General features: G+C 73.5%; 12 protein-coding genes and 1 tRNA gene. 3 read left to right on the forward strand and 10 right to left on the reverse strand.

From position 1 onward, the window contains the following. The 5 genes from AL2_RS28640 to fdhD form a co-directional block, all read right to left on the reverse strand. Entirely contained in the window at positions 1-435 is a 435-nt protein-coding gene (locus AL2_RS28640) for a CBS domain-containing protein (protein ID WP_067638980.1), read from the reverse strand. A gap of 103 nt (positions 436-538) precedes the next feature. Next, positions 539-2,152 (reverse strand): phytoene desaturase family protein, encoded by a 1,614-nt coding sequence (locus AL2_RS28645; RefSeq protein ID WP_067638982.1) that lies wholly within the window; start codon positions 2,150-2,152, stop codon positions 539-541. A 48-nt stretch (positions 2,153-2,200) separates the two neighbouring features. Continuing rightward, positions 2,201-3,106, reverse strand: a complete 906-nt coding sequence (locus tag AL2_RS28650) for an alpha/beta fold hydrolase (RefSeq protein ID WP_067638984.1) — start codon at positions 3,104-3,106, stop codon at positions 2,201-2,203. Between the two features lie 138 nt (positions 3,107-3,244). After that, a complete protein-coding gene (locus tag AL2_RS28655) occupies positions 3,245-4,105 on the reverse strand; it encodes a metal-dependent hydrolase (RefSeq protein WP_312032859.1) in 861 nt (286 codons plus the stop codon). Between the two features lie 198 nt (positions 4,106-4,303). Further along, positions 4,304-5,116 carry a formate dehydrogenase accessory sulfurtransferase FdhD gene (gene fdhD / locus AL2_RS28660; protein WP_067638986.1) on the reverse strand — a complete coding sequence of 271 codons (813 nt, stop codon included), beginning with the start codon at positions 5,114-5,116 and terminating at the stop codon, positions 4,304-4,306. A gap of 189 nt (positions 5,117-5,305) precedes the next feature. Here fdhD and AL2_RS28665 point away from each other — a divergent pair, with 189 nt between their 5' ends. Further along, positions 5,306-5,653 (forward strand): DUF4333 domain-containing protein, encoded by a 348-nt coding sequence (locus AL2_RS28665; RefSeq protein ID WP_067638988.1) that lies wholly within the window; start codon positions 5,306-5,308, stop codon positions 5,651-5,653. Positions 5,654-5,656: 3 nt separating this feature from the next. Here AL2_RS28665 and AL2_RS36815 read toward each other — a convergent pair whose 3' ends face one another. The 3 genes from AL2_RS36815 to AL2_RS28675 all read right to left on the reverse strand — a co-directional run bounded on the left by AL2_RS36815 (position 5,657) and on the right by AL2_RS28675 (position 7,843). Then, on the reverse strand, positions 5,657-5,839 hold the full coding sequence (locus AL2_RS36815; RefSeq protein WP_083946995.1) for a DUF3099 domain-containing protein: 183 nt from the start codon (positions 5,837-5,839) through the stop codon (positions 5,657-5,659). A 45-nt stretch (positions 5,840-5,884) separates the two neighbouring features. Beyond that, a tRNA-Sec gene (locus AL2_RS28670) sits at positions 5,885-5,978 on the reverse strand. Between the two features lie 23 nt (positions 5,979-6,001). Further along, entirely contained in the window at positions 6,002-7,843 is a 1,842-nt protein-coding gene (locus tag AL2_RS28675) for an AMP-dependent synthetase/ligase (protein ID WP_067638990.1), read from the reverse strand. Between the two features lie 181 nt (positions 7,844-8,024). On the opposite strand from AL2_RS28675, the gene selD reads away from it, so the two are divergent. Both selD and AL2_RS28685 read left to right on the forward strand, forming a co-directional pair. Then, complete coding sequence (selD, locus tag AL2_RS28680; RefSeq protein ID WP_067638992.1) at positions 8,025-9,017, forward strand: selenide, water dikinase SelD; 993 nt, start codon at positions 8,025-8,027, stop codon at positions 9,015-9,017. A gap of 83 nt (positions 9,018-9,100) precedes the next feature. Beyond that, complete coding sequence (locus AL2_RS28685) at positions 9,101-9,376, forward strand: transglycosylase (protein WP_067638994.1); 276 nt, start codon at positions 9,101-9,103, stop codon at positions 9,374-9,376. On the opposite strand, the gene AL2_RS28690 is transcribed toward AL2_RS28685, so the two are convergent. Continuing rightward, complete coding sequence (locus AL2_RS28690; RefSeq protein WP_067638996.1) at positions 9,373-11,253, reverse strand: propionyl-CoA synthetase; 1,881 nt, start codon at positions 11,251-11,253, stop codon at positions 9,373-9,375. The genes AL2_RS28685 and AL2_RS28690 overlap by 4 nt on opposite strands. A 156-nt stretch (positions 11,254-11,409) precedes the next feature. Beyond that, the gene (locus AL2_RS28695) at positions 11,410-12,840 is read right to left on the reverse strand and encodes an MFS transporter (protein WP_067638998.1); all 1,431 of its coding nucleotides are present in this window, start codon (positions 12,838-12,840) and stop codon (positions 11,410-11,412) included. Between the last annotated feature and the right edge of the window lie 58 nt (positions 12,841-12,898).

Here is a 12,898-nt window from a genome sequence, read left to right on the forward strand (position 1 = left end):
TCAGGGCGCGCCCTGGATGTAGCCGACCAGGTGCTCGCGCTCGCTCTCCAGCTCGTCGATGGCGCTCTTGACGACGTCGCCGATGCTGACGATCCCGGTGAGCCGGCCGTCCTCGACGACGGGCACGTGCCGGAACCGGTGCTCGGTCATGGTGCGGCGCAGGTCCTCCACCTTGTCGCCGGGGCCGCAGCTGCGGACCTCGGTGGTCATGATCTCGGACACGGGCTTGTCGAGCAGCCCCGCGCCGCGGTCGTGGAGCCGCCGCACCACGTCGCGCTCGGAGACGATGCCGGAGATCGACTCTCCGTCGGGGGAGACCACCACCGCTCCGATGTTGTGCTCCGCCAGGATGGCGAGCAGCTGCCGCACGGTGGCGTCGGGCCGCACCGTGGCCACCGTGTCTCCCTTCCGCCGAAGGATGTCGCGAATCCGCATGCCTCACGCTCCGGTGCCGTCGCCGGGTGGCCGCCACCCGGCTGGTTCCTGACAAGGTCGCATGTTCCGGCCGCCAGGAAAACCCCGTGGCGGCCAAAACGCGCTACGGAGCCAGCAGGCGGCCGAGCGCGTTGAGGGCGGGAGTGAGGACGCGGCCCCCCGGTCCGGCGTGGGCGAGCGCGGCGCGGGCGGCGTTGGCGCCGCAGGCGCCGTGGACGCCGCCGCCGGGATGCGCGGACGCGGACGCGAGGTACAGGCCCGCGATCGGGGTCTCCGCCCGTCCGAGGCCGGGGACGGGGCGGAACACGAGCTGCTGGTGGATCAGCGCGGTTCCGCCGTTCAGCGCGCCGTTCACCAGGTTGGCGTCATGCTCCTGAAACGCGGGGGGCGCGATGATGCGGCGGTCGGTGATCCGGGAGCGGAAGCCGGGCGCTAGGCGCTCCACCACGTTCTCCACGCGGCCGGCCATGGCGTCCTGCTCGCGTTCGTCCCAGCCGCCGGTGATGCCGTCGGGGCCCGCGTCGGCCTTCACCCGGTGCGGGACGTGCGTGTAGGCCCAGACCGACTCCGTCCCGGCGGGGGAGCGGGTGGGGTCGGCGGTCGTCATCTGGCCGAGCAGCGCGAACGGTTCGGCCGGGACGCGCCCGGTGGCGAGGTCCGCGCTGTAGTCGGTGAGGGCCTCCATGCCGGGGGACAGGTGGACGGTCCCGGCCCGTCCGGCATCGGGCGACGACCACGGGATCGGTCCCGACAGCGCCCAGTCGACCTTGAAGGTGGCGTGGTCCCAGCTGAAGCGGCGCATGTCGGCCCGCAGCGAGCCGGGCAGGTCGGACCAGCCGACGAGGCCGCCGTAGAGCGCGGGCGCCGCCACGTCGGCGAGCACGGCCTTCGCCGCCCGGACCGGCTCCCCGCCGGCGGTGCGGACGCCGAGCGCGCGCCCGCCCCGGACGACGACCGAGGCGACCGGGACGCCGCAGCGGAGCCGCCCGCCCCGCGCCTCCAGCCGCCGGACGAGCGCGGCCGTCAGCTCGCCCGCCCCGCCCTCGGGGACCGGCCAGCCGTGCCGCTGGCCGATCATCGCGAGCAGCCAGCCGAACACCGACCCGGCCGTCGACTCGGGGAACATGTCGGTGTGCAGCGCCGACCCGGCGAGCAGCAGCGGCCCGCCCGGTCCGGTGAACTCCTGCTCGCCCAGCGTGCGGACGGGCGTGAGCAGCGACCGCAGGACGCGCAGACCGCCCGCGCGGCGCGCCGCGACCGCCAGCGGCAGTGCCGCCCGGACCGGGGGGAACGGGGTGAACAGGGCGCGCAGGACGTCCTCGCCCATCTCGTCCCACAGCGCGCAGAGCCGCAGCCACGCCTCGCCGTCGCCCGCGCCGAGCGCCTCCAGGCCCGCCGCGGTGGCGTCGCGGTCGCGTTCGAGGACGGCGGCGCGCCCGTCCGGCAGCGGATGGGCGAGGACGGCGGGCGCGTGCCGCCAGCGCAGCCCGTGCCGTTCCAGCTCGAGCGCGCGCATCACCGGGGACGCCACGCCCAGCGGGTAGAACGCGCTGCACATGTCGCTGACGTAGTCGGGATGCACGCCCCGGTCGCTGCGGACGGCGCCGCCCGGCTCGGGCTGCGCCTCCAGGACCTCGACGTCCCAGCCCGCGTCGGCCAGCACGTTGGCCGCGACGAGCCCGTTGTGCCCCGCACCGATGACCACGGCGTCGGCCATGTGGCATCCCTCCCGTGATCACCCTACGGGCACCCCGGCGAGCGGCGTTCAGCCCGCGGCGTCCGCGACGTGCTCGGTGATCCAGTGGGCGACGGCGCCGGGGTGGCTGCGCGGCACCCAGTGCCCGGCCGGGAGGGAGCGCAGCGACAGGTTCGGGACGCGCGCGGCGAGCCCGCCCACCAGGTGCGGCGAGACGAACAGGTCCCTGGTGGGGACGATGACCAGCGTCGGAACGTCCGTGCGGCGGTCGCGCGGCCTGCGCAGCCGCCGCGCCATGTTCGCCCGGTACAGCCCGACCCCGGCCGCGGCGTCGCGCGCCATCGTCCGCGCCGGGTGGCCGGGACGCGGCGCGACGCCCTCGCCCGCGGCCAGGGCGCGGGTGAACAGCTTGGTCATCCCGGCCAGCCACAGCAGTTCCGGCAGGACCGGCGTCTGGAAGAAGCCGATGTACCAGGACCGCAGGCCCTGCCCCGCCGCCCGCCTGAGGCCGGCCGGCGTGGGCCGGGCGAGCCTGCGCCGCATCCAGTGCCCGGCATGGTCGAGGCACGGCCCGGAGATCGAGGTGAAGGAGGCGAAGCGGTCCGGCATCGTGCAGGCCGCCTCCCAGCCCTGGATCGACCCCCAGTCGTGCCCGACGAGGTGCACCCGTCGGTCGGGCGCGGTCGCGTCCAGCACGGCCCGCATGTCCGACATCAGGTAGTCGAACGTGTAGCGCTTGCGCCCGAGCGGACGCGACGACGCCCCCGCGCCGCGCACGTCGTAGCGGACGACGTGGAACCGCTCGGCGAGCCGCCCGGCCACCTCGTCCCACACCGCGTGCGTGTCGGGGTAGCCGTGGACGAGCAGCACCGTCGGCCGCGACGGGTCACCCTGCTCGTAGACGGCGAGGTCGACGCCGTCGCCGCGGACCCTGCGCCTGCGGGTCAGCGGAACCCGGGCGGCTTTATTGGACATCTTGGTAATAAATCGCCGAACCGTCCCCGCGGTCAAGGGGATGCGGAGTGAGCCGCGCCACGAGAACCGGCCGGACCACGACAACCGCCAAGGGCCCGTACGGCGCGGCGGTACGGGCCCTCGGGCGGGGTCTCGGCGTCAGTACGGGTCGTAGCCGGCGGCCTTCGCCGCGGGCGACTGCATCAGGTACTCCAGCGCGCGCGGCGTCGAGCACACCTTCGACGGGTGGTGGTTCGGCCTCAGGTAGACGGGCGCCTCACCGAGCAGCAGCTTGAAGATCCCCGGCACGTGCCCCAGCCGGACGGACCGCCGGTAGGACCGGTACACGCGCAGCGGCGTCACCCGCTTCTTGATCGTCGGGTCCCGCTTGAGCAGGTACAGCGACCCGCCGATCAGCGCCCAGTACAGGAAGAACAGCGACACCACCCAGGCCGCCACGCGCGTCGGGTAGCGGCCGCCCATGGCCTTGTAGACGTCGAACACCACCGACCGGTGCTCGACCTCCTCGGCGCCGTGCCAGCGCAGCAGATCGAGCATGGTGGGGTCGACCCCGGCCTGCTCGAACCGCTCGTTGTCCATGATCCACTGGCCGAGGACGGCGGTGTAGTGCTCGATCGAGGCGACCGCGGCCAGCTCGAACCGCAGCCGGCGCCGCCACGCCCGCGGGTTCTTCTCCTTCAGCGCCGCCATCTGCGCGGGCCGGTCGGCGTTGCCCTTCGCCGCCGGGCCGGTGATCTTGGAGACGTCGATCCCGTTGGCCTCCAGGATCTGGTCCAGCACACCCTGGTGGGAGCGGGCGTGCACCATCTCCTGGCCGATGAAGCCCCTGATCTCCTCCAGCAGGCGCTCGTCCTTGATGTACGGGCGGGCGTCCTTCACGCACTGAATGAACCACTTCTCGCCCTCCGGCAGGACGATGTGGAACGAGTTGATGATGTGCGTGGCGACGGGGTCGCCCGGCACCCAGTGCAGGGGCGTCCCCGACCAGTCGAAGGACACGCGCCGAGGCTTGATCGGCGGATGGCGCTCATCGATGCCGGCTCCGCCGTCTGTCAGGGGCCTCGTCATGCCGTCCTCGCCTCCGCGCGTGCGTATGCCATTGGGGGAGCAGTCAACTCTTGCGGACCGTGTGGTTTCTTGCGGCCGAACCAACAAGTTACCGCTTGGTTTTCGGCCTGGGGTGACAACCGCCGTTCCTCACAGGGCGATTCGCTCCGCGCCCGCGTAAACGTTCATGGTCTGGCCCCGCAGGAAACCGACCAGCGTCATCCCGGCGTCCTCCGCGAGCTCCACCGCCAGCGACGACGGCGCGGACACCGCCGCCAGCACCGGGACGCCCGCCGACATCGCCTTCTGCGTCAGCTCGAACGACGCGCGGCCGCTCACCATGAGCACGGTCCCGGTGAGCGGCAGCCGCCCCTGCCGCAGCGCCCACCCGACGGCCTTGTCGACCGCGTTGTGCCGCCCGACGTCCTCCCGCAGCGCGAGCAGGCCGCCGTCCGCGTCGAACAGCCCGGCCGCGTGCAGCCCGCCCGTCCGGTCGAACACCCGCTGCGCCTCCCGCAGCCGCTCCGGCAGCACCGCGAGCACCTCCGGCGACACCCGCACCGGATCCTCGCCCACCTCGTACGGCCGGTCGGTGCGCAGCGCCTCGATGCTCGACTTCCCGCACACCCCGCACGCGCTGGTCGTCGTGAAGGCCCGGGTCATGGAGTCGTCCGGCGGCTCCACCCCGGGCGCCAGCACGACGTCCAGCGTGTTCTGCTCCGCCGTGTCGGCGCAGTACCGCATCGCCGCCAGGTCCTGCGCGCCCCCGATCACACCCTCGGCCGCCAGGAAGCCGGCCACGAGATCGAAGTCGTGCCCCGGCGTGCGCATCGTGATCGTGAGCGGCTTGCCGGCGACCCGTATCTCCAGCGGCTCCTCCACCGCCAGGGTGTCGGGCCTGCGCCCCCGCACCCCGCTCGTACTCAGCCGCAGCACGGGCTTGCGCACGGTGATCCGCCCCATGGACCGGACCGTACCCCGGAAACTCGCGAGTAACGAAAAGTTCGGCCCATCTTGTCCTGTTTCGGGTCCTTTCTTACTCGGGACGGAACACCCTGGTCGCCGGGTCGGGCCGGAACCGATCATCGGAACGTGCCAAAGCGCGCCCCACGGGGACCGGGGCGCCGCACGACGCGAGGAGTCACGACACCGATGCGCAAGTTCCTGCTCATGCCCGCCCTGCTCGGCGCGCTGGCCCTGGCCACCACCGCCTGCGAGGTGAACAAGAGCGTCTCCATCGGCACCAAGACCGTTTCGGCCGCCAAGGTGGAGAATCAGATCGTCGCCAAGTTCAGCCAGCCCTTCGACGACGGCGGCATCGGGCCGGCCACCGCCGAATGCCCAGCGGACCTCAAGGGCGAGGTCGGCGCCACCATCGAATGCACCGTCCAGGACGGCAACGGCCGCGACTACCCGCTGATCGTCACCGTCACCTCGGTCGAGGGGGACCAGGTCCGCTTCACCATGAAGGAGCCGCCGCAGCCGAAGGGCGCCGAGTAGCCCTCAGTCGCGGCGGTCGATGCTCCAGTTCGCCACGATCGCCGCGAACGGCGGAATGACCAGCGCCACCGCCGACATCACGAGCGCGGCGGTGTGCGACCAGTGGCGCACGACGGCCCACGCCAGCACGAACAGCGTGAGGCACGTCCCCATCATGACGCCATAAGCGATCTTCCGCCCCCGCACACCCCCCACGCTACGCCGTCCCCCGCCGCCGGGGGACGGCGCGCAGCGGAGGCGTACGGGAATCGAACCCGCCGTCCCGAGATCCTCGGGACCGTCGGCTTTGAAGGCCGGGGAGGCCACCAGGCGCTCACACGCCTCCGCCAGTGATCTTAGCCCGCGGGGTCAGCCCTCGTAGAGGGCCTCGATGTCGGGGGAGTACTTGGTGTGGACGACGCGGCGCTTCAGCTTGAGGGTCGGGGTCAGTTCCTCGCTCTCGGCGGTCCACTCGGCGGGGAGCAGGCGCCACTTCTTGACCTGCTGGACGCGGGCCAGGCGGACGTTGGCGTCCTCGACGGCCTTGGCGACCTCCTCCCGGACGAGGGGGTGGTCGGCGAGGGCGGCGAGGTCGGTGGTGTCGATGCCGTGGGCGGCGGCCCAGACGGGGGCGACCTCGCCGTCGAGGGTGATGAGGGCGACGACGTAGGGGCGGCGGTCGCCGAAGGCGAGGGCCTGGCCGACGAGCGGGTGCTCCTTCAGGTGGTTCTCGATGAGGGACGGGGCGATGTTCTCGCCGCCCGCGGTGATGATCAGTTCCTTCTTGCGGTCGACGACGGTGAGGAAGCCGTCGGCGTCCAGCCGGCCGACGTCGCCGGTGCGCACCCAGCCGTCGGGGTCGATCAGGTCGGCGGTCGCGTCCGGGCGGTTCAGGTAGCCGGGGGTGCAGGTGGCGCCGCGGACGAGGATCTCACCGTCGTCGGCGAGCCTCAGTTCGACGCCGTCGAAGGCTCGGCCGACGGTGCCGAGCTTGAAGGCGTCGGCGAGGTTGGCGGTGATGGCGCCCGTCGTCTCGGTCATCCCGTAGGCGTCGAAGATCTTCAGGCCGAGGCCGGAGAAGAAGCGGGCGACGTCCAGGGGCAGCGGCGCGGCGGCGCTGGAGGCCTGCCGGACGCGGTCCAGTCCGAGGAGGGCGCGCATCGGGGTGAGGACGGCCTTGTCGGCCTGCTCGAAGGCGGCGGTGATCTCGGGAGTGGGCGTGTTGCCGAACTCCTGGGCCCGCACGTGGGCGCGGCCCGCTTCGAGGGCGGCGGCGACCGCCTGCTTCTTGGCCTCGTCCGGCTCGGCGGCGAGGACGGCCTGGATGCCCGCCATGAGCTTCTCCCAGATGCGCGGCACGCCGAAGAAGGAGTGCGGGCGCACGTCCTTGAGGATCGCGCCGAGCTGCGTCGGGTCCGGGCAGAAGTGGACGTGGGAGGCGAGCGTGACCGGCAGGTAGTAGCTCAGGACGCGGTCGGCGATGTGCGCGAAGGGCAGGTAGGAGACGCCAGCGGGGTGGTCGGGCAGCATCGAGCTGCGCTTCACCATCGCCGCCTCGTGCAGCACCATCGAGTGGGTGATCAGGACGCCCTTGGGGTCGCCCGTGGTGCCGGACGTGTAGAGCAGGGTGACGGTGTCGCCGGGCTTGACGGCCTGCCAGCGGCGGTCGATCTCGGCCGGGTCGGTGGCGAGCCGCTCGCGGCCGAGGGCGGTGAAGGCGTCCCAGGTGAGGTAGCGGTCGCCGGCCGGGCAGGCGGCCGCGTCCACCACGATGATCTTGCGCAGCCCGGGCAGCCGGTCCAGGACGGGCAGCCAGCGGTCGAGCTGGTCCTTGCCGTCCAGGACGGCGTACCTGGCCGCGCAGTGCACGGCCACGAACGCGACCTGGTCCGGCGCGAGCGTCGCGTAGACGGTGGCCGGCACGCCGCCCGCGTGGACGGCGCCGAGGTCGGCCAGGACGTGCTCGGAGCGGTTCGGCATCATCAGCGCGACGACGTCGCCGGGCTCCAGGCCGAGGGCGGCGAACCCGGCGGCCGTCTCCAGCGCGCGTGTCCGGGTATCGGCCCAGGTCAGGGTCTTCCATTCGCCGCCGATGCGGTCGGAGTACGCCGGCCGGCCGCCGTGCCGCGCGGCGGTCTCCGCGAGGCTCGTGCAGACGGTCCGGCCCGCGACGGCCTGGTCGGGTTCGGCGCCCTGTTCGCGAATCCCCATGTCGCCCCTCAATAAGTAAGTGATAACTTGCAAGAGAGTGAATCGCATCATGCCGAACGTCGTTCGGACAAGACCTTCCCGGATTTCCCCGCTGGTCGGGCGGGAAGTTCGCTCCCCGGTAACGAGGCCCGTACTGTCCGTTTCTTGATCATTTGCGGTAGTTGTGCGTTAAATCGTGCGGGTGACCCGCCTCGCCCCCGTCGCACGCCTGACGCAGTACGCGCACGGCGGCGGCTGCGCATGCAAGATCCCGCCCGGGGTGCTGGAGCGGGTCGTGACCGGCCTCACCGGCGGGGACGACTCGCTGGTCGTCGGCGGCGCCGACGGCGACGACGCGGCCGTGCTGCGGATCAGCGGCGACCGGGCGGTGGTGTCCACCGCCGACTTCTTCACCCCCGTCGTCGACGACGCCTACGACTGGGGCCGCATCGCCGCCGCGAACGCGCTCTCCGACGTCTACGCGGTCGGCGGTGAGCCGCTGATGGCGCTCAACCTGCTCGGCTGGCCCGTCGACGCGCTGCCCGCCGAACTGGCCCGCGAGGTGCTGCGCGGCGGACGGGACGTCGCCGCGCTCGCCGGCTGCCCGATCGCGGGCGGGCACAGCATCGACGACCCCGAGCCCAAGTACGGCCTGGCGGTGACCGGCGTCGCCGACCCCGGCCGGCTGCTGCGCCTGGACGCGGGCCGCCCCGGCGTCCCGCTGTCGCTGACCAAGCCGCTCGGCAGCGGCGTCCTCAACGCCCGGCACAAGGCCACCGGCGAGGTGTTCCCGCACGCGGTCGAGACGATGGTCCGCCTCAACGCGGAGGCGAGCGTCGCCGCGCTGGAGCGCGGCGCCGTGTGCGCCACCGACGTCTCCGGCTTCGGGCTGCTCGGCCACCTGTACAAGGTCGCGCGGGCTAGCGGCGTCACCGCCGTCGTCGACGCCTCCGCCGTCCCCTACCTGGACGGGGCGCGGCCCGCCGTCCGGGACGGGTTCGTGCCCGGCGGGACGCGGCGGAACCTGTCGTGGGTGTCCCCGCACACCGACTTCCGCCGGATCGCCGAGGAGGAGCGGCTGCTGCTGGCCGACGCGCAGACCTCCGGCGGGCTGCTCGTCGCCGGCGAGGTCCCGGGCGCGCCGGTCATCGGCGAACTGGTCCCGCGCGGGCGGCACGCGCTCGTCGTCCGCTGACGCCGCCCCGGTCGTGTCGCCGCCGGGGACACGGGTAGGGGTTCAGGCACCGTTCCCACGGGACGGGGGAGTGAGGAGCGCGCATGACCATCGGGGGGCTCGTGGCCGCCGTCGTCCTGGGCGCGGTGATCGGTGCTCTCGGGAGGCTGCTCGTGCCGGGCCGGCCGGGCATGCCGGGCTGGCTCCTGATGGCGGCCGGCGTCGTCGCGGCGTTCGCCGGGACGGGCCTGGCCCAGGTGTTCGGTCTCGCCGGCGGCGGCTGGAGCCCGTGGGAGACCGTCCTGCAGATCGTGCTCGCGGCCGCCGGCGTCTGCCTGGTGGCGGCGTTCTGGCCGAAGCGGACCGGCGGGCGCCCCTAACCGCGGCGCAGGACGGGGCGCAGCACGTCCAGGACGCCGGGGTCCTCGATCGTGGACGGCACGGTCACCTCCCGGCCGTCGGCGATGCCGCGCATCACGCCTCGCAGGATCTTGCCCGAGCGGGTCTTCGGCAGCGCCGGGACGACGGCGATCTCCTTGAGCGCCGCGACCGGCCCGACCTGGTCGCGCACCATCTCGACCAGCTCCGCGGCCAGTTCCCCGGGCTCGGCGAGGACGCCGCTCTTGAGCACGACGAGCCCCCGCGGGATCTGCCCCTTCAGCGAGTCGTGGACGCCGATCACCGCGCACTCTGCGACCGCGGGGTGGGACGAGATGACCTCCTCCATCGTCCCGGTCGACAGGCGGTGCCCGGCCACGTTGATGACGTCGTCGGTGCGGCCCATCACCCACACGTAGCCGTCCTCGTCGATGTGCCCGCCGTCCCCGGTGAGGTAGTGCCCCGGGAACTTCGTCAGGTACGACTCGACGAACCGCTCGTCGTCCTGCCACAGGGTGGGCAGCGTGCCGGGCGGCAGCGGCAGCCGGATCGCGATGTCGCCGTCGGTGCCGGGCGGCACCGGCGCGCCGTCCTGGCCGAGGATCCGCACGTCGTAGCCGGGCACCGGCACGGAGGGCGACCCCGCCTTGACCGGCATCGGCTCCAGCCCGCGCAGGTTCGCCACGATCGGCCAGCCGGTCTCGGTCTGCCACCAGTGGTCGATGACCGGGCGGTCCAGGATCCGCGACGCCCACCGGTAGGTGTCGGGGTCGAGCCGCTCCCCGGCGAGGAACAGCGTGTCCAGCGCCGACAGGTCGTGCCCGGCGAGCAGCGCGCCCTCGGGATCCTCCTTCTTGACCGCCCGGATCGCGGTCGGCGCGGCGAACAGCGCCTTCACCCGGTGCTGCGCGGCGACGCGCCAGAACGCGCCCGCGTCCGGCGTCCCCACCGGCTTGCCCTCGTACAGGACGGTCGCGCAGCCGGTCAGCAGCGGCGCGTACACGATGTAGGAGTGCCCGACGACCCAGCCGACGTCGGACGCGGCCCAGAACACGTCGCCCGGCCCGACGCCGAACACGTTCTCCATCGACCAGCGCAGCGCCACCGCGTGCCCGCCGTTGTCGCGGACGACGCCCTTCGGCCGCCCGGTCGTCCCGGAGGTGTACAGGATGTACAGCGGGTCGGTCGCGGCGACGGGCACGCACTCGGCGGGCTCGGCGGCGGCGACGGCCTCGTCCCAGTCGACGTCGCGCGGCCTGGCCAGGTCGGCGTGCAGCTGCTCGCGCTGCCGGATCACGCACCGCTCGACCTTGTGCCGCGCCATCTCCAGCGCCTGGTCTAGTAGCGGCTTGTAGGCGACGATCCGGCCCGCCTCGATCCCGCAGGACGCCGACACGACCGCCTTCGGCCGGGCGTCGTCGATGCGGACGGCCAGCTCCCGCGCCGCGAACCCGCCGAAGACCACCGAGTGCACCGCGCCGAGCCGGGCGCACGCCAGCATCGCGATGACCGCCTCCGGGATCATCGGCAGGTAGACGACCACGCGGTCGCCGCGGTCGACGCCCTGCGCGCGCAGCGCCCCGGCGAACCGCGCGACCAGGCCGGTCAGCTCCCGGTAGCTGTAGGTGCGCACCGTCCCGGTGACGGGGCTGTCGTAGATGAGCGCGGCCTGGTCGCCGCGGCCCTCCTCGACGTGCCGGTCCAGCGCGTTGTCGCACGTGTTCAGCTCACCGCCGGTGAACCAGCGGTAGAACGGCGGTGCGCCGTCGTCCAGCACCCGGTCCGGTGGGACGACCCAGCGGACGTCGCGCGCCGCCAGCCCCCAGAAGCGGGTCGGGTCGGCGATGCTGCGTTCGTACGCGGCCGCGTAGGCGCCCATGTGGTCCTCCCGGTGGCGGGTCCCTGGCCCGGTCTGCGCTGCGGCCCTGATCGGCGATGGGCCGCATCCCTATAGGGCATGGCCCGGGGGCCGTTCGTCAAGGGCCCGCGCCGTCCGGTCCCGCTCCGGCGCCCGGCGGCCGGCGGGGCGCGGCGGTCAGCCGGGGTGCCGGAGCGCGTGCGCGACGGCGATGACGGCGGCCAGGCCGGCGCCCGCCGCGACGATCCAGAAGCACAGCTCGTAGGCGCCGAGCGCGGGCACCTCGGTCCCGGCGATCACCTGCCCGGCCAGGACCGACGCGGTGACGGCCCCGGCGATGCTCCCGCCGGTGGTGCGGACGAGCGAGTTGATGCCGCTGGCGATGCCGCTCTGGTCCATCGGGACGTGCTGGATGGCGAGCGTGCCGAGCGCCGCGTAGGCGATCCCGAACCCGATGCCCTGGATCGCGCTGAACGCGAGCATGTCGTACACGTGCGAGTTGGACACCGCCAGCCACGCGTAGCACAGCCCGGCGAACGCCGACCCGACCGCGAGGGTGTAGGCGGTGCCGATCCGGCCGACGATGCGCCCGGACGTCCACGAGAACACCAGCATCGTGACGGTGCTCGGCAGCATGTAGAGGCCGACGTCCAGCACCGAGCCGTCCAGCCCGTACCCGACCTGCGCGGACGGCGCCTGCACGAACCCGGCGATCAGCGTGAACGCGGCGAACATCGAGAAGCCGAGCAGCGCCGAGACGAGGTTGGCCGACAGCGACCGGGCGCCGACCAGCAGGTTCAGCCGCACCAGCGGGGCGCGGACCCGCAGCTCGACCGCGACCCACACGGCGCACAGCACGCCGGCGGCGGCGAACAGGCCGAGGACGCCGCCGGACGTCCAGCCCCACGCGTTGCCCTCGCTGATGGCGAGCAGCAGGCAGACCAGCCAGGCGGCCAGCAGCGCCGCGCCCGGGATGTCGGGCCGCCCGCCGGGCCGCCCGCCGGTGTCGCGGGCGCACGCCGCGACCAGCGCCAGCGCGGTGGCGCCGAGCGCGGCGGTGATCCAGAACACCGGCCGGTGGCTGTCGGTGCGGACCGCGATCAGCCCGGTCACGATCATGCCGGCGCTGCCGCCGACGCCCATGGTGGCGCTGACGACGCCGATCGCCGTGGTGATCCGCTCGCGCGGGAAGGCGTCCCGGATCATGCCGATGGCGAGCGGGATCATCGCGGACGAGACGCCCTGCAGGGCGCGCCCGGCGACGAGGACCGGCAGCGAGCCGGACACCGCGCAGACCACCGAGCCGGTCAGCAGCAGGACCAGCGCGAGCATGATCATCCGCTTCTTGCCGTACATGTCGCCGAACCGCGTCAGCAGCGGGGTGGCGACCGCGCCGGCCAGCAGCGACGCGGTGAAGACCCAGGTCACGTCGGTGATCGGGGCGTCGAAGCGGTGCATGAGCTGGGGCAGCAGCGGCAGCACGAGGGTCTGCTGCACCGAGACGACCATCCCGGCCGCGGCGAGCGCGAGCAGGGTGCGGCCGGTGCGCGCCGGGTCCGCGGGCGGGCGCCCGCTCGCCGTGCGCGCCGTGGCCGGGGCGCCGGTCATGCGAACCTCCCCGTGGGCGATGGAGCAGGTGGTGGGCGATGGAACAGGTGCGGGCCGT

It is taken from the genome of Actinomadura latina NBRC 106108 (assembly GCF_001552195.1).
Taxonomy (GTDB): Bacteria; Actinomycetota; Actinomycetes; order Streptosporangiales; family Streptosporangiaceae; genus Spirillospora; species Spirillospora latina.